The sequence below is a fragment of the Collinsella sp. AF28-5AC genome (genome assembly GCF_003457875.1).
Lineage (GTDB): Bacteria > Actinomycetota > Coriobacteriia > Coriobacteriales > Coriobacteriaceae > Collinsella.
Genome location: NZ_QRTA01000008.1, coordinates 42,105 through 63,498 on the forward strand (window position 1 = coordinate 42,105; position 21,394 = coordinate 63,498).

The window sequence follows — 21,394 nt, forward strand, 5'->3', positions numbered from 1 at the left end:
TGGCTCCCGGTGGGCGACGTATTAAATGGCTGCGCAATATACAGCGTAACCAAAGCAACATTATAGGCCACATGTTCGAAATTGCAGGAAGACTGAGAGATTTGGTTTGGACTGGACGGAAATCCCCCTCTGTCTTGTTCTGTAACATTTGGACCCGGTTTTGCCCTGCATCTGTTACAGATTGAGACAATCGGCCAGGCCCGCCCCGTCCGCCTCGTCATCTGTGGTTTACGTGGGGGCATACGGAGTGCGGGTATACTAACCGGCGGCGAATCTGCTCCATCGCTTAGAGCTGCTGCGTCTGGACGGCGCGTGATAGGGCTGCCAAAGCGATCGCCAGCGTGCTGAGCAACGTCCTCTCTGTGCGCACCTGTTTTTGTATGTATTAGCGCACTACCAAGCACGCCCGCGCGGCCGCATGCCGTGCCCATTGCGCGTGCAGATAAGGAACAACAACATATGCGTAATTCTGTATCCGACGTCACGGACGCCGAGATTCTGGACGAGGCCCGCGAGGCCATGACCCAGGCTGCCTTCGATGCCGCCGATGAGGCCAATGCTGCCCAGACCGTCGAGTCCGCTACCGAGAGCCTGCCCGCCTTTGACGAGCTGGGCCTTTCGGACGAGATGCTTCGTGCTATCGAGAACCTAGGCTACACGGCGCCCACGCCTGTCCAGGCTGGCTCGATCCCCGTGGTGCTCGAGGGCCGCGACCTGCTTGCCGCTGCTCAGACCGGCACCGGCAAGACGGCCGCCTTCTTGCTGCCGACCATGAACAACCTGGAGCACATCGCTCCGCCCAAGCCCGTGCGCGAGCGTGGCGGTCGCAACCGCCGTCGCGGCGCCAAGAAGCCCGAGGGCAACGGTCGCGGTCCCTTGATGCTCGTCATCACCCCCACGCGCGAGCTTGCCCAGCAGATCGACGAGGTCGCGAGCAAGATTGCCGACGTCACTGGCCATGTCGCCGTGACCGTCGTGGGCGGCGTGAGCTACAAGCCGCAGACCGCGGCGCTCAAGTACGGCTGTGACATCCTGGTCGCTACGCCGGGCCGTCTGGTTGACCTGATCGAGCAGGGCGCCTGCCACCTGGACGAGGTCAAGGTGCTGGTGCTGGACGAGGCCGACCGCATGCTCGACATGGGCTTTTTGCCCGCCGTCCGCCGCATTGTGCGCGAGACGCCGGCCGAGCGTCAGACGCTGCTGTTCTCGGCCACGCTCGACGAGGAGGCCGTGGGCGAGATCACCGACCTGGTGAGCGACCCGGCACGCGTGGAGATCGCGCCCGCCACGTCGACCGCCGACACCGTCGACCAGTTTGTATTCCCGGTGTCCATCGAGGCCAAGAACAATCTGCTGCCCGAGTTCCTCAAGAAGGAGGGCCCGGAGCGCACCATCGTCTTTATGCGCACCAAGCACCGCGCCGACAGCTGCTGCCGTCGTCTGGAGCGCAAGGGCATCAAGGCCGCCGCGATTCACGGCAACCGCAGCCAGGCTCAGCGCGAGCGTGCCCTTTCGGCCTTCCGCGACGGTACCGTCGACGTGTTGGTGGCAACCGACGTGCTCGCCCGCGGCATCGACATCAGCGACGTGCGCTACGTCGTGAACTTTGACGTGCCGGCCGAGCCGACCGACTACATCCACCGTATTGGCCGTACGGGCCGCGCCGGCGAGCTGGGCTGGGCCATCACGTTTGTGACCGAGCAGGATGTCGATGAGTTCTACGAGATCGAGAAGCTCATGGACAAGACCGCCGACATCTACGAGGCCGGCGACCTGCATGTGGGCCCCAATCCGCCCGCGGTTGACCCCGAGCGCGATCCTGCGGCCTTTAAGGTGAAGAAGAAAACCAAGCGCGGCAAGTCCAAGAGCAAGAAGAAGCTTGAGCAGGCGCGTCGCGACGGCAAACGCAACGGCGACGATTACGGTGATGTGGCCGGTCGTTCCAACCGCGGTCGAGACGAGCGTCGCGGCGACGGTGAGCGTCCGAGCCGTCCCAAGCGCGGCGGCAAGACCCGCGTGCGCGAGGGCGTTCAGGCTCGCGTGGACGAGGCTGTGGAGAGCGTGGCCCGCGAGGTGGCTGCCGAGGAGCGCGGCGGTGCTGGTGTCGTTGAGCAGGCCCCGCGCGGCAACCGTGCCGAGCGCCGTGCCAAGCAGTTCCAGGGCGAGGCGCATCGCCGTCGCCGCGAGGACGAGGACCGCGGCGGTCGTCGCCGTGTTGAGCGCGAGGACGAGGGCCGTGGCTCGCGTGGCGGCAAGCGTGGTTCGGGCGATCGTCGTCGTTCCGGTCGCGATGGCGAGCGCGGCGGCCGTGATGAGCGCCGTGGCGGCGAGGGCCGCGGTTCGCGTGGCGAGCGTGGTACTCGCGGCGGCGAGTCCCGTGGCGGCAAGCGCTTTGATGAGCGCGGTGGCCGTGGCGGCGAGCATCGCGAGGGCACTCGTGGCAATGGCAGCCGCAGCGGTGCTGGCCGCTCTAACGAGTCGCGCGATCGCCGCGATCCGCGTGCCAGCCGCGATCGTCGCGATGACTGGCGCAACTACGACGATACCCGCGAGGAGCGTCGTGGCGGCTATCGTGGCGGGCGTGGCGGCAACCAGGCCGGCTCCCGCGGCGGCCGTGCCGGCGGTCGCGATAATCGTGGTAGCTATGGCAATAGTCGTGGCGGCAAGCGCGGCGGCAGCTCCCGTCGCCCCGGTGACGGCGGCGGCAAGCGCAAGTAACATACGCATCGCCCGCTAGAGCGAGGTGAACCAAGGGCCCCGAGCAACTACGCTCGGGGCCCTTTTTGTTTGCCGTATCCGATCGCTAGTTCAAATGTGATTTCCTCGGGAATGCATCTAGAGGATGCCGTGGGCCTGTTTCCTACCATGCGGCAATGGGTCCCATGGGGTGCGCCGTGCATTTTTTGGAGTATTCTGCAGTTCGAGTTGTCTGCATATGATTTGACGTCGCCAACGGTGGCTTTCGGATATCCCTAGCGAGCGTTCTGAGTCAGATTTCGTCGTTTTCCGGAGCAGGGGCGCGTCATTCTCGCCATGTCGGAACCCAAAATGACGCAGCGCCCTAAAGGTTTGCCCGCTCGGGGTATTGCTGGCGCGGTCACGTTGCAGAATACTCCGTTTTTTGCACGGGCCAGGATGGGGTACCTCGGGAGAACACGGCGGTATCCCGTAAATATATACAATCTGTACCGTAATTTATACAAAACGAAGAGGCAGACAGCGTAGGGTTGGTGCATTGGGGTGCTTGATGCACCAAAATGGGGATCCCACGTGCCGTATACTCTGGCTGGATGTGAAAACGGCTTGACGCGTTGCCAGACGTAGGGGGAGGGTGTCTCGATGAGCGTATTCGAAATTGTGTTTAGTCCGACGGGTGGAACGCAGAAGGTGTCTGGCCTTGTGGCCGGGGCACTGGACAAGAATACCGTTACCGTCGATCTGACCGATAGCGGGCTAGATTTCAGCGCTGTCTCGATGACTGAGGACGACGTGGCCGTAATCTCTGTGCCGGCGTATGCCGGTAGAATCCCGGCTGTGGTGGCTGACCGGTTGGGCATGGTTCACGGCAACGGAGCGCGGGCCGTTCTGGTGTGCGTCTACGGAAACCGCGCGTTTGAGGACACGCTCGTAGAGCTGGAGGACGTTGCGAAGCATGCGGGATTCCGGGTGATCGCGGCAGTTGCGGCCATTGCAGAACATTCCATTGCGCGACAGTTTGCTGCCGGTCGTCCGGATGCGCAGGATGCGGCGCAGCTTGCTGAGTTTGCTCAGCAAATTCAGCAAAAGCTGTTGGCTGAGGATGCGTCCGAGCCCTCTATCCCCGGCAATCGTCCTTATAAACAAGCTGGAGGTCACCGCATGGCGCCCGAGGCAACAGAGGATTGCGTCTCCTGCGGTGCATGCGCCGCGGCGTGCCCCGTTTGTGCTATCGACAAGGGTGACTCCAAACGAGCAGCTGGCGAGGCGTGCATCTCCTGCATGCGCTGCATCGCCGTATGTCCGCGAGGTGCTCGCAAGCTTGATTCCAGCAAACTATCCGCTGTTTCCCAGATGCTGAGCAAGGTTTGCGTCGTGCGGAAGGAATGCGAGCTCTTCATCTAGCGCATACGAAATTGGCGCAATGGGGCCAGGTTAATCTGCACCGACCTGGTGCAAACAAACCTGTCCCCAATGCACCAGAGCAAGGAGTGTCCCCGGGTGCCGGCAGAAAAGGAACGTCCCTAAGTACCGCATAAATACCGTTTATCGGAGAAAAAATACCGTTCGCCGGTCATAATGATTGTTCCGGCTTTGGGCTTGTCTATAATAACCCCCGTAAAAGAAATGCGGAAGGTTACCGAGTCCCCTCGGACGTGGGCCTAACCAAAGTCTTAGAACGGGTGTGTCTCAATGGGTGCATTCGATTGATTTTGGTTGGGCTATATTTATGAAGGGACATGTCACCATGGGTTTCTTTTCTCGCCTAATGGGTGGTTCGGATAAGCAGACGACTGCGGCTTCCGAGTTCGAAATCCTCGCTCCCGTTTCCGGCGAGCTTGTTAATCTAGAAAAAACCAATGACCCCGCTTTTAGCAGCCGTGCAGTGGGCGATGGCGTTGCCGTGGTTCCCCAAGAGGGAACGGTGTGCGCTCCTGTTTCCGGTACCGTCGCCGCTCTGTTTCCGACTGAGCACGCGCTGGGCATCATGTCCGATAACAGCTCTGCTCAGGTGATGCTGCATATCGGAATCGACACTGTTAAACTTGAGGGCAAGGGCTTCCATGCGCTTGTTGCCCAGGGTGATCACGTTGACGCGGGCCAGCCCCTCGTCGAGGTCGATTTCGACGTGGTTCGCGCTGCCGGCTTTGATCCCACGGTCTTCGTTATCGTGTGCGAGCGTTCGGAGAACTCGACTCTTCGTGAGCATGCTTCCGGCCCTGTTGCTGTTAAAGAGCCTGTCGTCTGGCTTTCCGAGTAAATTCTTGTGGTGGGTACCGTGGTTATCAAGCGAGTTTTTAACAACAACGTCGCAATGGTCACTTCGGACGATGGCTCCGAGCTCATCGTCATCGGTCGAGGCCTCTGCTTTGGCCGTCATGCCGGCGATGCCATCGACGAGGCGTCGATCGAAAAGACCTACGCGTTGCAGGAGGGAACTTCTCAGGACTCGCGTACGATTGACCGCTTGGCACATCTTTTGGAGTCCATCCCCACCGTCAACCTCGTGATTTCCGAGGAAATCGTTCAGATGCTTCGTCGAGAGCTCAATGCCGACATCAACGATAAGATTCTCATTGCTCTCGCAGACCATATCAGCCTTGCTTTGGAGCGCGAGCGCAAGGGCGTCCCCTGTGAGAATCCGTTGCTACTCGAGATCCAGCAGTTCTATCGCAAGGAGTACGCGCTTGCGGGCCGTGCGCTGCAGATTATCAAGGAGTATATGGGCATCCAGATGAGCGAAGAAGAGCAGGGTTTCATTACGCTGCATATCGTCAACGCCACCATGCCGCAACGCTCCGATCGTCTGATTGTTTCGGTCCAGCTTGTTCGCGACGTGCTCGCGATTGTTTCTGAGCGCTATGCTACGACCCTCGATGACACCTCGCTGCCTTACGAACGTTTCGTTCGTCACCTGCAGTTTTTCGCACAGCGAGCGCTCGATCCTACGGCCGGGCAAATCAACGGAGACGCGCTGTTCCGAATCGATGAAACGGCGTATCCGTGTGCATTCTCGTGCGCGGACGCCATAGCCGCTCACTTGTCGTCTATCTATAACGTTGTCGTTACCGATGCCGAAAAGAGTTATCTCGCATATCACATTGTTAACCTGCTTGGAGAACCTGGTCTCTAGGCATAACGTGCCCACACATCGATTGATATAAGGCAAGGCTCACGGTCTTGTCTAGGGCACATCTGTCTTAATTTGCGGAAAAGGAAGGGGAGTACCGCTATGACCGCAAAAAAGAAGTTCAATTTCAAAGCGCCGTTGGAGGTGTTCGCGAAGTCGATCGTCCAGCCGATGATGTATCTCTCGGTTGCCGGCATCCTGCTCATCGTGGGCATTATTCTGACCAACAAGACCATCTGCGCTTTGGTCCCCGTACTGGGCTCCGGTCCGTTCCAACTTGTGGGCGCCGTTGTCTATCAGTCGCTGATGTTTATCATCAACAACCTCTCGATTCTGTTCTGCGTGGGCATCGCCGGCGCCATGGCAAAGAAGAACAAGGGTCATGCTTCGCTGATCGCCCTGATGTCGTTCTTCCTGTTCCTGCAGGCTAACAACATCGTGCTCAACGCCACCGGCTCTCTTGCCGATGCGAGCGGCATGCTCGGTCTTACCGGAACCGGCCAGGCCACCGTTATGGGCATCCAGGTACTCGATACTGGCGTGTTTGGCGGCATCATTCTCGGTTGCATCACCGGTGCCGTGTTCAACAAGTACTCGAACAAGCAGTTCCCCATTGCCCTTTCGATGTTCTCGGGCGTTCGCTTCCCGTTCCTGATTATGATCATCATCTCCTGGATCATGGGCGCTGGCTTCTGCATCGTTTGGCCTCCGGTTCAGGGCGCCATCTCCTCCGTTGCCGGCATCATTAAGGAGTCGGGCAACATCGGTCTGTTTATCTACGGCATGCTCAACAAGCTGCTCGTTCCCACCGGTCTGCACCACCTCATCTACACCCCGTTCCAGTTCTCCGATGTGGGTGGCACCCTGACACTGGGCGATCAGGTTATCGCCGGCGCCTACCCCATCCGTGTCGCCGAGATGGCAATGACGGGCCAGCCCTTCTCCGATAGCACCTACTTCAACAGCTACACCTTCAACAACCTGTGGCCCTACATCGGTATCGGTCTCGCCTTTATCGTCACCGCTTACAAGGGGAACAAGGATAAGACCAAGGCCGTTATCATCCCGCTGATCATCACCGCCGTGCTCTCCTGTGTCACCGAGCCCATGGACTTCCTCTTTGTCTTTGCCGCTCCCGTGCTCTTTGTCGTTCACTCGGTTCTTTCCGGCATCTTCCTGGTCCTGCTCAAGGTCCTCTCCGTGCCCGCTTCGACTGCAGGCGGCATCATCAACATCGTGGTTTCCAACCTGGTCCTCGGTGTCGACAAGACCAACTGGCCGGTTATGCTGGTGCTTGGAGTCGTCAACGCCGCTCTGTACTTCTTCCTCTTCACCTTCCTTATTAAGAAGCTCAACCTCCACACGCCTGGTCGCGAGGAGGAGTCCGAGCTCGCCGAGTCCGTTGCCGAGGGCGAGGCCGCCGCGTCTGTCGCGGTGAAGCAGGGCGCTGTTGCCGCGGCTCCCGCAGAGGGCGTCGATGCAGGTATTGCCGACCTGGTCGCAGGTCTTGGTGGCAAGGACAACATCGAGGAGCTCGAGAACTGCTTTACGCGTCTCCGCGTGAACGTTAAGAACCCGGACCTCATCAATGAGGACCTCATCAACCACGTGCCCAACAGCGGCATCAACCGCAACGGCAATAATATCCAGATCATCTTTGGCATGAAGGTCGCCGAGATGCGCGACAAGGTCGAAAACGCAATTGAGAAGGAGCAGTAAACAATGATCATTACTCTGTGTGGTGGCGGATCCACCTTTACCCCCGGCATCGTCAAGTCCATCGCCCTGCGCAAGGACGAGCTCGACGTTGACGAGATTCGTCTGTACGACATCAACGAGGAGCGCCAGCGCAAGATCGGCGTGCTCGTGGACTGGATTTTGCACGAGGACCTCGGCCTGGACATCAAGCTCACGGTGACCACCGACAAAAAGACGGCTTTTACCGACGCGAGCTTCGTGTTTGCCCAGATGCGCGTGGGCGGCTACGCCATGCGCGAGCAGGACGAGAAGATTCCGCTGCGTCACGGCTGCGTGGGTCAGGAGACTTGCGGTTGCGGCGGCCTTGCCTACGGCATGCGCACCATCTTCCCCATGGTCGAGCTGATCGATGACGTTGAGAAGTACGCCAAGAAGGACTACTGGATTCTCAACTACTCCAACCCTGCCGCCATCGTCTCCGAGGGCTGCCGCGTGCTGCGTCCCAACGCTCGTATCATCAACATCTGCGACATGCCGATCGCGATCATCGACGTGGTTTGCGCCGCGCTCGATATCGACAAGAAGGATGTCGAGTACGATTACTTTGGCCTCAACCACTTTGGTTGGTTCACCTCGATCCGCCACAAGGGCGAGGAGGTGCTCCCGCAGCTGCGCGAGTACATCAAGGAGCATGAGATTCTGCTGCCCGACTCTTACCTCAAGGGCATGGGCTCGCTCATGGCAAAGAAGCCCGAGGAGGCCGTCGACGAGCACCCCGAGCAGAACCGCCACACCAAGGGCAGCTGGTACTACGTCTGGAAGGGCGAGTACGAGATCATGGAGTGCTTCCCGGAGTACCTGCCCAACACGTATCTGAACTACTACCTGCAGCAGAAGGAGTTCGTCGAGCACTCCAACCCCGAGCGCACCCGTGCTAACGAGGTTGAGGAGACGCGTGAGAAGAACCTCTTTGATGGTATCGACCATTACGAGAAGACGGGCGAGATCGACGAGAGCACGTTCTATGCGGGTAGCCACGGCGACTGGATTGCCGATCTGGCTATCGCTCTGAAGAACGACACCAAGCAGCGCTTCCTGGTCATTTGCGAGAACAAGGGCGCCATCCCCAACATGCCCTACGACGCTATGGTCGAGCTGCCTGCCTACATTGGCAAGAACGGCCCCGAGGTCATCAGCCGCGACAACATTCCGCTGTTCCAGCAGGGCCTCATGATGCAGCAGCTGAACTCCGAGAAGCTCATTGTCGAGGCTACGATCGAGGGTTCGTACGAGAAGGCGCTTAAGGCCTTTACGCTCAACAAGACCGTGCCGTCGATGAAGGTCGCCAAGGAGGTTCTCGACGACATGATCGAGGCCAACAAGGGTTACTGGCCCGAGCTTAAGTAAAAGCAACAGGGTCGCTGGCCGCATGCCTGAAGCAATGCCCCGCCCACGTGATTGCGTGGGCGGGGCATTGTCGTTTGGTAACGCGTTTTATCAAATATGGCATTTATCTGCGATAATGTTCATTTTCACCGCTGATGGTGACATTTCATACCGCCTGCCGAACTGCGTGGAGACCTAACAACTTTTTAGGTCAGTGTTGTGCGTGTAGCAATTTCGCCCGGCCTCGCCTCCGGGCTGCCATGTGAGAGGGGATCTTATGGCTCGACTGCACGTAATGGAACGCAGCCACGCTCAGGCCGTCATGGACGACCTGCACGATGCACTCGGACGTCGTCTGGCGGTGAGTTCACTCGCCCCGTGCCCCGTCGAGTTTACGGCGGCGCTCGTCAACCTGTGCTCCACCCAGAGCTGCGGCAAGTGCACGCCCTGCCGCGTGGGCCTGAGCGCGCTGAGCGACCTGCTCGCCGATGTGCTCGAGGGCCGCGCCGACGAGTCCACGCTCAACTTGATTGAGCGCACGGCCCGCACCATCTACCTTTCGAGCGACTGCGCCATCGGCTACGAAGCTGGCGCCATGGCACTCACGGCCATTCGCGGCTTCCGCGACGATTTTGAGCACCACATCCGCGAGCACTCCTGCGGCTTTGACCGCGAGGCTCGCGTCCCGTGTGTCTCGGGCTGCCCGGCGCACGTCGACATTCCTGGTTACATCTCGCTCGTCGAGGCAGGCCGTTATGCCGACGCCGTCAAGGTCATCCGCAAGAACAACCCACTGCCGCTCGTCTGCGGCTTGGTGTGCGAGCATCCCTGCGAGATGCACTGCCGCCGTGGCATGGTCGATGATCCCATGAACATTCTCGCCCTCAAGCGTTTTGCCGTTGAGCACAGTGACCTCAACGACCACAAGCCGCATGTAGTGGACAACACCGGCAAGCGCATCGCCGTGATCGGCGGCGGCCCGGCCGGCCTTTCCTGTGCCTACTACCTGGCCGTGATGGGCCACAAGGTGACCATTTTTGAGCAGCGCCACCACTTGGGCGGCATGCTGCGCTACGGCATCCCCAGCTATCGTCTGCCGCGCGAGCGCCTGCAGGCCGAGATCGATTGGATCTTGAGCGCCGGCATCGACGTTGAGCTCGATCACTCCGTCAACGGCGAGGAGCTTGTCCGCCTGCGCGACGAGTTCGATGCCGTCTATCTGGCCATCGGTGCCCATAGCGACAAGAAGCTCGGCCTTCCGGGCGAAGAGGCGCCCGGCGTGGAGTCGGCCGTCAAGATGCTGCGTGCCATTGGAGACGACGAACTGCCCGACCTGAGCGGCCAGCGCGTGTGCGTCATCGGCGGCGGCAACGTGGCCATGGACGTGGCGCGCTCTGCCGTGCGCTGCGGCGCCGAAAAGGTAAGCATCGTCTACCGCCGTCGCATCTGCGATATGACGGCTCAGGACGCCGAAATCGCCGGCGCCCAGGCCGAGGGTTGCGAGGTTCTGGAGCTTACGGCCCCGCTCGCTATCGAGACGGGCGAAGATGGTCGCGTGAGCGGCCTGCGCGTGCAACCGCAGATTATCGGCGAGCCCCGCCGCGGTCGTCCGGCTCCGCGTGCCGCCGCTACGCCCGAGCGCGTCATCCCCTGCGAGCGCGTGTTTGTCGCCATTGGCCAGGACATCGATTCCAAGCCGTTTGAGGACATGGGCATCGCCTGCAAGTGGGGTTGCGTGGTCACCGACTCGGACGGTGCCGTGCCCAACTTCGATGGCCTCTTTAGCGGCGGCGACTGCCAGACCGGCCCCGCCACCGTCATCCGTGCCATCAACGCCGGCCGCGTGGCTTCGGCAAACATCGACCGCTATCTGGGCTTCGACCACAAGATCAAGCTCGACGTGGAGCTGCCGACCGTTCAGTTTAAGGGCAAGCACGAGTGCGGCCGCTGCGAGCTGGGTGAGCGCGAGGCCGGCGAGCGTATTCACGATTGGAATCTGGTCGAGCAGGGCCTTACCGAGGAGGAGGCGCGCCAGGAGGCAAGCCGCTGCCTGCGTTGCGACCACTTTGGTTTTGGCGCGTTCCGCGGAGGGAGGAACCTGGAATGGTAGAGCTCAACAACCCCACTGTCAGCGATAACACCGAAAGCGGAGCACTCAATATGGTCAAGCTCACTATCGATAATTGCGAGGTCGTGGTGCCCGAGCACACCACGATCCTGGACGCGGCCAAGTCCGTCGGCATCCAGATTCCCACCCTGTGCTACCTGCGCGATCTGAACGAGATCGGCGGCTGCCGCGTGTGCGTGGTCGAGGTTGAGGGCTGCGACCAGCTGGTTGCCGCCTGCAACAACTACGTGCTCGATGGCATGGTGGTCCACACCAACAGCCCCAAGGCCCGCGAGGCGCGCCGCACCAACGTGCAGCTGCTGCTTTCGCAGCACGATTCACGCTGCACGAGCTGTGTGCGCAGCGGTAACTGCAACCTGCAGACCATTGCCAACGACCTGGGCATTTTCTATCTGCCGTATCAAAGGCATTTGGCGGGCGAGGGCTGGGATTTCGATTTCCCCATCATCCGCGAAAACGACAAGTGCATTAAATGCATGCGCTGCATCAAGGTGTGCGAGAGCGTACAGGGCCTAGGGATTTGGGACCTGACCAACCGCGCCACGCATACCGCCGTGGGCACCCGCGGGCGCGTGCCGATCGGCAAGACCGATTGCGTCGCGTGCGGCCAGTGCATCACGCATTGCCCGACGGGCGCGCTGCGCGAGCGCGACGACACCGAGACCGTGTTTGACGCGCTCGCTAATCCCGACAAGATCGTGCTGGTGCAGATCGCGCCGGCCGTGCGTAGTGCTTGGGGCGAGGAGCTCGGCATTCCGCGCGAGGAGGCAACCGTCGAGCGTCTGGCTTGCGCGCTGCGCCGCGTAGGCTTTGAGTATGTGTTCGATACCGATTTCTCGGCCGACCTCACCATTATGGAGGAGGGCTCCGAGCTGCTCGAGCGCCTGGGCGCCGCCGCTAAGGGTGAGGGCGACAGCCGCGGCTGGCCCATGTTTACGAGCTGCTGCCCGGGCTGGGTGCGCTTTGTGAAGGCACGTTACCCCGAGTTTGTCGACAGCCTGTCCACGTCAAAGTCGCCGCAGCAGATGTTCGGCGCTATCGCCAAGACCTACTACGCCAAGGTGCTGGGCGTGGAGCCCGAGCGTCTGTTCGTGGTGTCCGTTATGCCATGCACGGCCAAGAAGGCCGAGTGTGCGCTGCCGAGCATGATGGGCGAGGGCGGCGCGCCCGACGTGGACGTTGCGCTGACGGTGCGCGAGATGGTGCGCATGATCCGCGCGAGCCACGTGAGCGTTGACACGCTGGTCGAGGAGCCGCTCGATACGCCGTTGGGCTTTGGCACGGGCGCGGGTGTGATCTTTGGCGCCACGGGCGGCGTGATGGAGGCCGCCGTGCGCTCGGCATATTACCTGGTGACGGGCAAGAACCCGGATGCCGACTTCTTCACTGACGTGCGCGGACTCGAGGGCTGGAAGGAGGCCGTGGCCGATATCGACGGTACCAAGGTGCGCGTCGCCGTGGCGCACGGGCTGGGCAACGCCGCCCGTCTGCTCGACGCGATTCGCGACGGCCGTGTGAGATATGACTTTGTTGAGGTCATGGCGTGCCCGGGCGGCTGCGTCGGTGGCGGCGGTCAGCCCATCCACGACGGCTGCGAGCTGGCGGCTGAGCGTGGCTAGGTGCTGTGGAGCCTGGATGCGAAGGCGGACATTCGTTTCTCGCACGAGAATCCCGATGTCCAGGCGTGCTACCGCGAGTTCTTAGGCGAGCCGCTCTCGCCACTGGCCGAGGAGCTGCTGCATACCGACCATCACGCATGGACGATGCCTAACGAGGGGACATGCTAGCGATGCGCGCGTTTGATTTTGAGATGTCGCGCCGGGGGTTTGCCTCGGCGCTCGCCGCGGGCGCCCTGTCACTTGCGCTCGCGGGCTGTGGCGGCGGGGCTGCCGGTGCCGGGTCCGCCGCGGGCTCGGTTGCCACGGACGGCGCCGGTGCTGCCGCAGAGCCGGTCGAGGTGCACGTCGCCTCGCTCAAGGGTCCGACGTCGATCGGTCTGGTGCAGTTTATGGACCAGGCAGCCGATGGCGAGACGGACAATGAGTTCGACTTTGCGATCAACACTGCCGCCGACGAGATTGTGCCCAAGGTCATTCAGGGCGATATCGATATCGCCCTGGTGCCCGCCAACGTGGCGAGCGTGCTCTACAACAAGACCGAGGGCGCGGTGCAGGTCATCGACATCAACACGCTGGGCGTGCTGAACGTGGTGACGGGCGACGCGAGTGTGGCCTCGTTTGGCGATCTGGCGGGCCATACCGTCTATATGACGGGCAAGGGCACCACGCCGGAGTACGTCATGAACTACCTGCTGGAGCGCGCGGGCTTGGCCGGTCAGGTGGCGCTCGAGTTTAAGAGCGAGCCTACCGAGGTGCTCTCGGCTCTGCTTGCCGACCCGACTGCCGTGGGCGTGCTACCCGAGCCGTTCAAGACGGCGGCCATCGCCAAGAGCGAGGGCAAGCTGTCGGCACCGGTGAGCCTGACCGATGTGTGGGACGAGCTGGCAGGAGACACGGGCTCGCGCTTGCTGACGGGTGTGACCGTGGTGCGCCGTGCCTTTGCCGAGGAGCATCCCGAGGCCGTGGCGGAATTCCTGAGCTGCCATGTTGCGAGCGTTGAGGCCGTGAACGCGGCGCCGGCGGACTGGGCGCAGGCCGTGGTCGATGCGGGCATCGTGGATAACGCCACGATTGCCGAAAAGGCGATTCCCGGGTGCATGCTTGTCTGCCAGACAGGGAAGGATATGAAGGCCGCGCTCGGTGGGTACCTGAAGGTGCTGGCCGATGCGGACGCGAGCGCCGTGGGCAGCAAGCTCCCGGCTGATGATTTCTACTACATGGAGTAACCCGTGCGTGCGTTTGCTCGACAAATGATAGAGCGTATGAAGGCGGTGGCGGCAGCAGGTGCCGTTGCCGCCTTTTGGCTTGCCGTGTGGGTCTTCGTGGCGGCGCTGGTGGCACAGCCGCTGATTTTGCCGGGTCCGGGTGCTGTTGTGGTGGCGTTGCTGCGGCTGGTATGCGATGCCGGCACGTGGGCGATTCTGGCGGGCTCGGGTGCGCGGATTCTAGGCGGTTTGGCGCTTGCCGCGGTGTGCGGTGGTTTGCTGGCCGGAATTTCGTCGCGCTCGCGGGCGTTTGCCCGCTTGGTGGCTCCGGCGCTTTCGTTTGTTAAGGCGACGCCGGTTGCCTGCGTGGTGGTCCTGCTGCTCATTTGGCTGGGGTCGGCGCGCGTAAGCATTGCGGCGGTCTTTTTGATGGCGCTGCCGGGAGTGTATTTTTCGCTGGTCGAGGGTTTGGCACAGGTTGATCAGCCGCTGGAGCAGATGTTTCGTCTGCATGGCGTGCAGGGTTGGCGTCTGTTTTGCGCCCATACCTGGCGCGAGGTCCTGCCGTTTGTGCTTTCGTGTGCGCGTGCCGTGATCGGCATGAGCTGGAAGGCCGGCGTGGCGGCGGAGCTCATCGGCATGGCGACGGGCACCGTGGGCGAACGCATCTATCAGGCGAAGCTTTTGATCGAGACGGCGGACCTGCTGGCGTGGACCGTGCTGGTCGTGGCGGCATCGTGGGCATGCGAGCGCGTGCTGGTGTGGTTGCTGCGGGCTTCGGGGCCCGTGGCGTGGCGTACTGCCGTGCGGGCGCATGGGCGCGGTGGCCGCGGGCGTGCGTGCGGCTCTGCTGGCGGCGGGGCTGCTGCGGAGCTTGCGCTCGCCGTGGGCGACCGGGCGCCCTGGTCGCCGGCGCTCGACGGACTGGTGCTTCATGTGCCCGCCGGTGGACGCACCTGTGTGATGGGCGCTTCGGGCGTGGGCAAGTCGACGTTGCTTGCGCTGGTGGCGGGGGAGTGCGCACCGTGCTCCATGGTGTTTCAGGATGTGCGCCTGGTCGAGGACGCCTCTGCTTTGGATAACGTGCTGGTGTGCGCCGATGCACGCGTGAATACCTCGAGTGCCGCTGCCTTGTTGCGCCTGCTGGTACCGGGGATCGATGTGCATGCCCGCGTGGCCGAGCTCTCGGGCGGGCAGCGCCGTCGTGTCGAGATTGCCCGAGCCCTGCTGTGTCCGGGCGGCGCAGTGATTCTGGACGAGCCCTTTACCGGTCTAGACATCGCTGCGCGCGACGCATGCACCGAGGTCGTGCTCGACTTGCTCGACGGCCGTATGCTGTTGCTTGCCACGCACGATTCCGCTGACGCTCGGGCCCTCAATATCTCGGACATCATCACGCTCTAAAGACTTACTCAGCAACAAATTGATCCGTTTTTTCTCCGTCCCCATGGGGTCGGGTATGGTATTCTATCTACGGGGTAATACTTAGGAATACCAAGTAATACCAACGCCGTAGAACAAACTCAAGATGCGGGCCAATCGGGTTGCCTTCACAGCCCGTCGCCCAGCCGCGTGGCCCGCATCCATCCGCACCACCGTCGTTTCAAAAAGGAAGCGCCATGGCAGAACACATGACCCCGGTTGTCGCGAAGGTCTTGCCCGAGGAAAAGGCGGCCTTCGCGGCGGCAACCCAGCTCGTGGGCACTACGCCGTCCAACGCCATCCGCATGTTTATCGCCGCCTTCAATCGCTGCGGCACCTTCCCGTTCGACATCTCGCCGAGCGGGGCTTTTGGTAAAGAGTGTCCCCAACAGCTAGTCGTTGAAGAACGTCCCCAATGACTAGTCGTCGGGAGGAGGTTGGCATGCTCAATGCGATGATTTGGGCGCTTGCCTGTTTTGGCGTCGTCGCTGCCGATATTGCCCTGAGCGTCGTTTTGTTTTCCGCCCTTGGTGTCGCGTCGGTGTTCATGGGCTTTTCGATTGACGACCTCGATATTCAATTGCTTCAGGCTGCCGCGCAGATGGCGTCGTTTTTGATGGCACTGCTGTGGTGGCGTTATCTGTGGCCGCGCTCGTTTATGGCGCGCTGGCAGGGCGAGCGCCCGCTTGGCGGGGGAGCAGGCAAAGCATGGAGGCGCATCGCCTGCGTTATCGTGATCGGCCTTGCCCTGCAGGTGGTCGTTGGCTACGTGACCGACGCTGTGCTGTCGCTGTTGCCCGAGGCGGCGGCCGATTACAGCGAACTTGTCGAGGAGACGGGCATGGGCGAAACGAGCTATCTGGCCGTCCTGACCACGGTGATCGGCGCTCCGTTTTGCGAGGAGCTGCTGGTGCGCGGTATCATTTTTGAGTTTTCGCTCCGAGCATTTAACCCGCAGTGCCGTCCGCTCTGGAAGCGCCGGCGTCGTGCGAGCGCGCAGGGCGGCGCCATGGTGCCCTGGGCGGCCCCAAGCACGTGGGGTATCGCAGCGGCGATTGTACTGCAGGCGGCAATCTTCGGTTTTATGCACATGAATTGGGTACAGGGTTGCTACGCGGGTGCCGCCGGCCTCATCTTCGGTTGGGTGCTCGTGACCACCGGAAAGCTCCGCTACACGATCCTGCTGCACTTTGCCTTTAATGCCGGGTCGTATCTCATGGGGCTGCCGTGGTTTGTGAATACGCCGCTCGACGTTGTGGTCACGGTTGGCATCGCCGGCTTTGTGCTGGTAGAGGCGATGCGGTCGCTCAAACTGACGTGCCAGACGGATCGTCCCTGCCAGCAAGCGTGATTCCCCTAAGGAAAACACGGCTAGGCGTGTCTGAGCGTGTTCCCCCTAGGGAAATCACGACTGGAGACAGCCCAAGCGTGTTTCCCCTAGGGAAAACACGCTTGGGCGATGAGGAGACGCCGACTGGCCAAGAGGCACCGGCCGGCCCTCGCCACGCTAGTTGTGGCGTCCGCCGCCGTTGGCGCCCTGACGTCCCTGGGCCGCGCGGTTGCGTCCGGCAGTGTTCTGCGCGCGCGACATGCCACCGTGGCCCTTGCTGCCTTTGGGTCCCTTGCCGGCGGCGCCACCGTGGGCCTTGCCGCCCTTCTTGCCGGTGCCATGGCCACCGCCAGCAGACGTCTCGCCCGGACGCGGGGGCACGGGACGAATCAGGCAATGCTTGGTGTAGCCGATCAAATCGCGGCGGCCGGCCTTTTCCAGCGCCTCGCGCACCAGCTTGTAGTTCTCGGGCTTGCGATACTGGATGAGCGCGCGCTGCATGGCTTTCTCGTGCGGGTCGCGCGCCACATAGATCGGCTCCATGGTGCGCGGATCCACGCCGGTGTAGTACATGCACGTCGACATGGTGGACGGCGTGGGGTAGAAGTCCTGCACCTGCTCGGGCATGTAGCCCATGTCTCTCACGGCCTCGGCAAGGTCCACAGCTTCCTTCATCGTTGAGCCGGGATGGCTCGAGATTAGGTACGGCACTACGTACTGCTTGAGTCCGTATTCGCGGTTCAAGCGTTCAAATTTACGGCAGAATGCGTCGTAGACGGCGCGGCTCGGCTTGCCCATCACAGACAGCACGGCGTCGCTCACGTGCTCGGGCGCTACGCGCAGCTGGCCCGAGACGTGATGCTCCAGCAGCTCGCGCAAAAACTCGTCCGAGGCATCGGCCATGGTGTAGTCAAAACGGATGCCGCTGCGGACGAAGACCTTCTTGACGCCCGGTAGCTGGCGCAGGTCGCGCAGCAACTGCGTGTAGCCGCTCTCGTCGACCACCATGTTCTTGCATACGCTCGGCCACAGGCAGCGCTTGTTCTTGCACACACCGTGCTTGAGCTGCTTGTCGCAGGCAGGGCGGCTAAAGTTGGCCGTCGGTCCGCCCACGTCGTTGATGTATCCCTTAAACTCGGGGTCGTGCGTGAGCAGCTCGGCCTCGCGCATGATCGAGTCGTGGCTGCGCATCTGCAGCACGCGACCCTGGTGGAAGGTGAGGGCGCAAAACGAGCACTCGCCAAAGCACCCGCGGTTAGAGCTGATTGAAAACTTGATCTCGGCAAAGGCCGGCACGCCGCCTGCCGCGTCGTAGTCGGGATGCCAATCGCGTGCGTAGGGGAGCTCTGCCACCTCGTCCATCTCGTCGGTGGTGAGTGTCGTCGACGGCGGGTTTTGCACCACATAGACGCTGTTGGGATAGGGCTCTACCAGGCGATGGCCGGTGATGGGGTCCATATTCTGCTGCTGCACGTTAAAGCTGCGCGCGTAGTTGAGCTTGTCGGCGGCAAGATCGTCCCAGCTGGGCAGCAGGTCGTAGTCGTAGACCTCGTCGAGCGAGTTGGTGCGGTAGACGGTGCCGTTGATATAGGTAATCTGGTCGACGGGCAGTCCCGCGTCGAGCGCGTCGGCGATCTCGACAATCGCGTGCTCGCCCATGCCGTAGATGAGGATGTCGGCGCCCGAGTCGAGCAGCACCGAGCGCTTGAGCTTGTCCTGCCAGTAGTCGTAGTGGGCCAGGCGACGCAGGCTTGCCTCGATGCCACCGATAATGATGGGGGCGTCCTTAAACGTCTGGCGGATGAGGTTGCCGTAGACCGTGACGGCGCGATTGGGACGGCGCCCCTCTTCGCCACCGGGGGTATAGGCGTCGGTGTGGCGGCGATGCTTGGTCACCGAATAGTGGTTGACCATAGAGTCCATGTTGCCGGCACTGACGAGAAAGCCTAGGCGCGGCTCGCCGAGCACGGTGATGCTGGCGGGGTCGGTCCAGTCGGGTTGGCAGATGATGCCCACTTTGTAGCCGTGCGCGTCGAGGACGCGGCTGATGATGGCCATGCCAAAGCTGGGATGGTCCACGTAGGCGTCGCCGCAGATGTAGACAAAGTCGCACTGGTCCCAGCCGCGTGCATCCATGTCGGCTCGACTGACGGGGAGGAATTTATCGCGGCCCGGGCGCCAGGGGCGGGCGGGCGCTGCCGGGGTATGAGCGGCGTGGCCGCCCTGGGCCTTGCCGCCACGCTTTTGCTGCTGGCCCTGTTTGCCCTGCTGACTGCGCTGGTTGTTCTGAGCGTGCTGAGGCTTTTTTGCCACGATCCCTCCCGGTGTTTGTATGCTGCACGTAATTGTAACCAGTCTTTTTGGGGCGGGGCTAAAAAGACTGGGGGAGTACATGAGCTGGTGAGTGAGAGCGTCGCTGAGCCAGTCGTTTGTTTCCAGACTGTGTATCTGCGCGTTGGAGAACCCGTCTCGCGCGCACGCCATGTTGTCAATGGGTTACAGTATGAACGGCGGTTATGTTTCCGCCAACGCACGAGAGGGTCGTCAACAAGGAGGATGCACGACGATGCAGCGTGCCAAACAGATATCGGAGTCCATCGAACTGGGCATTATCCTGGCGCTCGCCGGTGGCTTTATGGATGTGTATTCGTACATTGGGCGCGACCATGTTTTCGCCAACGCGCAGACGGGCAACATCCTGCTTGTGGGCGTGAGCATTTCGGAGGGCAATTGGGTGCTGGCGGGACGCTATTTCTTCCCCGTGGTGTCGTTTGCCGTGGGCATTATGCTTGCCGACCTGGTGCACGAGCGGTTTGGCAGCGTGATCCACTGGCGTCAGGTGACGGTGTTCTTTGAAGCCGTCATCTTGCTGGGCGTGAGCTTTATCCCCGGTGGCGGTTACAACCTGCTCGCCAACTGCCTTACCTCGTTTGCCTGCGGCATGCAGGTCGAGAGCTTCCGCAAGATCCACGGTCACGGCATCGCTACGACCATGTGCATCGGCAACTTGCGCAACGCGCTGCAAAACGTGGACGATTACATCATCACCCACAGGCGCGGCTTTTTGGAAAACGGCCTGCTGTACTTTGGCGTGATCTTTACCTTTGTGTTTGGCGCCGTGTTGGGCAACTGGTGTATTGAGCGCATGGGCCTGCACGCCATCGTCGTGGCGAGCTTGCTGCTGTTTGTCGCGTTTGCCATCATGTTCATCGACCGCGAGCGCGACTTGCGCTTACGCTGGAAGGTTGCGGCCGAGGCTTGGAAAGAGGGCTGCCGAAAGTAACCGAATGCGGCAAAGGGGCTGTCCCTTCGCCGCATTATTTTTCATCATCTGTTGAAACGCTTTAAATAGTTTGACGTTCTCACGCGTTTTTTGTTTCAAAAGCGTTAGGATGGGACTCATAGCGTGGGGCGTAATGGATGCCCCGCACACGATGGGAGGCTATCAATGGCTAATCGTTTCGTTCTCAATACCATCTCTTATCATGGTTCCGGCGCCATCAAGGAGATCCCCGGCGAGCTCCAGCGTCGCGGCTACAAGAAGATCTTCGTCTGCTCCGACCCCGATCTGGTCAAGTTTGGCGTTACCGCTAAGGTGACCGACGAGCTCGACGCCGCCGGCATCGCTTGGAGCCTCTACTCCGAGATCAAGCCCAACCCCACGATTCAGAACGTCAAGGACGGCGTCGAGGCCTTCAAGGCCGCCGAGGCTGACGCTATCGTGACCATCGGTGGCGGCTCCTCCATGGACACCGCCAAGGCCATCGGCATCATCATCAACAACCCCGAGTTCGCCGATGTCCGCAGCCTCGAGGGCGTTGCTCCCACTAAGAACCACGCCGTGTTCACCATCGCCGTGCCGACGACCGCCGGTACCGCTGCCGAGGTGACCATCAACTACGTCATCACCGACCCCGAGAAGGTCCGCAAGTTCGTGTGCGTCGACACCAACGACGCCCCCGAGGTCGCCGTCGTCGACCCCGACATGATGGCTTCCATGCCCGCCGGCCTGACCGCCTCCACCGGCATGGACGCTCTGACCCACGCCATCGAGGGCTATACCACCAAGGGCGCTTGGGAGCTCTCCGACATGTTCCACTTTGAGGCCATCAAGCTGATCAGCGAGAACCTACGCGACTCCGTTGCCGAGGCCAAGTCCGGCCAGCCCGGCTCCGGCCGCGAGGGCATGGCCCTTGGCCAGTATGTCGCCGGCATGGGCTTCTCCAATGTTGGCCTGGGCATCGACCACGCCATGGCTCACACCCTGTCCGCTCACTACGACACCCCGCACGGCGTCGCTTGCGCCATGCTGCTGCCGATCGCCATGGAGTTCAACAAGCCGGTTTGCGCCGAGCGTCTGGCCAAGGTTGCCGTCGCCATGGGCGTTGACACCACGGGCATGAGCACCGACGAGGCTGCCGACGCCGCTATCGCCGCCGTCAAGCAGCTTTCCGCCGACGTGAATATCCCGCACGTCTGCGAGGCCATGAAGGCTGACGAGATCGAGGTCCTGGCCAAGGACGCCATGGCCGACGCTTGTTTCCCGGGTAACCCGCGCGAGGCGACGCTCGACGACGTCATCGAGCTCTTCAAGAAGATCTGCCCGGTTGCCTAACCCAGTTTGGTGGTCCTTCGCCCGTAGGCGTATGGTCTTTTGACTTGCCGCTGGCCCCGCCGTGCTACGCATGGCGGGGCTTTTTGTGCTGCGTCGATGCCCTGAGACGGGCAAAACCAAGGTGTACTGCCCGCTACGGATAGGTGGTGCACTTCCCAGCGTGC

At 61.7% G+C, this 21,394-nt stretch carries 16 protein-coding genes; 15 read left to right on the plus strand and 1 reads right to left on the minus strand.

Annotated features, from left to right (window positions below; all coding sequences use genetic code 11):
• Positions 1-459 precede the first annotated feature (459 nt).
• The 13 genes from DWZ01_RS06715 to DWZ01_RS06770 all read left to right on the plus strand — a co-directional run bounded on the left by DWZ01_RS06715 (position 460) and on the right by DWZ01_RS06770 (position 16,636).
• Entirely contained in the window at positions 460-2,718 is a 2,259-nt protein-coding gene (locus tag DWZ01_RS06715; RefSeq protein ID WP_195234716.1) for a DEAD/DEAH box helicase, read from the plus strand.
• A gap of 621 nt (positions 2,719-3,339) precedes the next feature.
• Positions 3,340-4,101, plus strand: a complete 762-nt coding sequence (locus tag DWZ01_RS06720) for a 4Fe-4S dicluster domain-containing protein (RefSeq protein ID WP_117769493.1) — start codon at positions 3,340-3,342, stop codon at positions 4,099-4,101.
• A gap of 343 nt (positions 4,102-4,444) precedes the next feature.
• Positions 4,445-4,957: a PTS glucose transporter subunit IIA gene (locus DWZ01_RS06725; protein ID WP_158556878.1), complete on the plus strand. Its 513-nt coding sequence runs from the start codon at positions 4,445-4,447 to the stop codon at positions 4,955-4,957.
• 18 nt (positions 4,958-4,975) lie between these two features.
• Complete coding sequence (locus tag DWZ01_RS06730) at positions 4,976-5,830, plus strand: PRD domain-containing protein (protein WP_117848435.1); 855 nt, start codon at positions 4,976-4,978, stop codon at positions 5,828-5,830.
• Between the two features lie 99 nt (positions 5,831-5,929).
• A complete protein-coding gene (locus tag DWZ01_RS06735; protein WP_117769497.1) occupies positions 5,930-7,546 on the plus strand; it encodes a PTS transporter subunit EIIC in 1,617 nt (538 codons plus the stop codon).
• A 3-nt stretch (positions 7,547-7,549) separates the two neighbouring features.
• The gene (locus DWZ01_RS06740; protein WP_117769499.1) at positions 7,550-8,932 is read left to right on the plus strand and encodes a 6-phospho-alpha-glucosidase; all 1,383 of its coding nucleotides are present in this window, start codon (positions 7,550-7,552) and stop codon (positions 8,930-8,932) included.
• A 256-nt stretch (positions 8,933-9,188) separates the two neighbouring features.
• Positions 9,189-11,021: an NAD(P)-binding protein gene (locus DWZ01_RS06745; protein ID WP_117769501.1), complete on the plus strand. Its 1,833-nt coding sequence runs from the start codon at positions 9,189-9,191 to the stop codon at positions 11,019-11,021.
• Positions 11,015-12,658, plus strand: a complete 1,644-nt coding sequence (locus DWZ01_RS06750) for a [FeFe] hydrogenase, group A (RefSeq protein WP_233504577.1) — start codon at positions 11,015-11,017, stop codon at positions 12,656-12,658. The genes DWZ01_RS06745 and DWZ01_RS06750 overlap by 7 nt, the downstream gene beginning before the upstream one ends.
• On the plus strand, positions 12,659-12,826 hold the full coding sequence (locus tag DWZ01_RS10940) for an iron hydrogenase small subunit (protein ID WP_233504578.1): 168 nt from the start codon (positions 12,659-12,661) through the stop codon (positions 12,824-12,826). It abuts the gene before it with no gap.
• On the plus strand, positions 12,820-13,884 hold the full coding sequence (locus tag DWZ01_RS06755) for an ABC transporter substrate-binding protein (protein ID WP_233506189.1): 1,065 nt from the start codon (positions 12,820-12,822) through the stop codon (positions 13,882-13,884). The genes DWZ01_RS10940 and DWZ01_RS06755 overlap by 7 nt, the downstream gene beginning before the upstream one ends.
• A gap of 24 nt (positions 13,885-13,908) precedes the next feature.
• On the plus strand, positions 13,909-15,267 hold the full coding sequence (locus DWZ01_RS06760; RefSeq protein ID WP_117769503.1) for an ATP-binding cassette domain-containing protein: 1,359 nt from the start codon (positions 13,909-13,911) through the stop codon (positions 15,265-15,267).
• A gap of 215 nt (positions 15,268-15,482) precedes the next feature.
• Positions 15,483-15,704 (plus strand): hypothetical protein, encoded by a 222-nt coding sequence (locus tag DWZ01_RS06765; RefSeq protein WP_022093947.1) that lies wholly within the window; start codon positions 15,483-15,485, stop codon positions 15,702-15,704.
• Between the two features lie 23 nt (positions 15,705-15,727).
• Entirely contained in the window at positions 15,728-16,636 is a 909-nt protein-coding gene (locus DWZ01_RS06770) for a CPBP family intramembrane glutamic endopeptidase (protein ID WP_158556879.1), read from the plus strand.
• A 156-nt stretch (positions 16,637-16,792) separates the two neighbouring features.
• Here the strand turns inward: DWZ01_RS06770 and DWZ01_RS06775 are convergent, their stop codons facing one another.
• Positions 16,793-18,928, minus strand: a complete 2,136-nt coding sequence (locus DWZ01_RS06775) for a YgiQ family radical SAM protein (protein ID WP_233504580.1) — start codon at positions 18,926-18,928, stop codon at positions 16,793-16,795.
• 253 nt (positions 18,929-19,181) lie between these two features.
• Here DWZ01_RS06775 and DWZ01_RS06780 point away from each other — a divergent pair, with 253 nt between their 5' ends.
• Both DWZ01_RS06780 and fucO read left to right on the plus strand, forming a co-directional pair.
• Positions 19,182-19,898, plus strand: a complete 717-nt coding sequence (locus tag DWZ01_RS06780) for a YoaK family protein (protein ID WP_117769509.1) — start codon at positions 19,182-19,184, stop codon at positions 19,896-19,898.
• A 165-nt stretch (positions 19,899-20,063) separates the two neighbouring features.
• Positions 20,064-21,230 (plus strand): lactaldehyde reductase, encoded by a 1,167-nt coding sequence (gene fucO / locus DWZ01_RS06785; protein ID WP_117769511.1) that lies wholly within the window; start codon positions 20,064-20,066, stop codon positions 21,228-21,230.
• The last annotated feature ends 164 nt before the right edge of the window (positions 21,231-21,394 follow it).

Excerpts from the sequence above, each read along its gene's own strand:
- DWZ01_RS06715 (WP_195234716.1), top strand. The coding sequence starts at position 460 with ATGCGTAATTCTGTATCCGACGTCACGGACGCCGAGATTCTGGACGAG.
- DWZ01_RS06720 (WP_117769493.1), top strand. The coding sequence starts at position 3,340 with ATGAGCGTATTCGAAATTGTGTTTAGTCCGACGGGTGGAACGCAGAAG.
- DWZ01_RS06725 (WP_158556878.1), top strand. The coding sequence starts at position 4,445 with ATGGGTTTCTTTTCTCGCCTAATGGGTGGTTCGGATAAGCAGACGACT.
- DWZ01_RS06735 (WP_117769497.1), top strand. The coding sequence starts at position 5,930 with ATGACCGCAAAAAAGAAGTTCAATTTCAAAGCGCCGTTGGAGGTGTTC.
- DWZ01_RS06740 (WP_117769499.1), top strand. The coding sequence starts at position 7,550 with ATGATCATTACTCTGTGTGGTGGCGGATCCACCTTTACCCCCGGCATC.
- DWZ01_RS06745 (WP_117769501.1), top strand. The coding sequence starts at position 9,189 with ATGGCTCGACTGCACGTAATGGAACGCAGCCACGCTCAGGCCGTCATG.
- DWZ01_RS06750 (WP_233504577.1), top strand. The coding sequence starts at position 11,015 with ATGGTAGAGCTCAACAACCCCACTGTCAGCGATAACACCGAAAGCGGA.
- DWZ01_RS06755 (WP_233506189.1), top strand. The coding sequence starts at position 12,820 with ATGCTAGCGATGCGCGCGTTTGATTTTGAGATGTCGCGCCGGGGGTTT.
- DWZ01_RS06760 (WP_117769503.1), top strand. The coding sequence starts at position 13,909 with ATGATAGAGCGTATGAAGGCGGTGGCGGCAGCAGGTGCCGTTGCCGCC.
- DWZ01_RS06765 (WP_022093947.1), top strand. The coding sequence starts at position 15,483 with ATGGCAGAACACATGACCCCGGTTGTCGCGAAGGTCTTGCCCGAGGAA.
- DWZ01_RS06770 (WP_158556879.1), top strand. The coding sequence starts at position 15,728 with ATGCTCAATGCGATGATTTGGGCGCTTGCCTGTTTTGGCGTCGTCGCT.
- DWZ01_RS06780 (WP_117769509.1), top strand. The coding sequence starts at position 19,182 with ATGCAGCGTGCCAAACAGATATCGGAGTCCATCGAACTGGGCATTATC.
- fucO (WP_117769511.1), top strand. The coding sequence starts at position 20,064 with ATGGCTAATCGTTTCGTTCTCAATACCATCTCTTATCATGGTTCCGGC.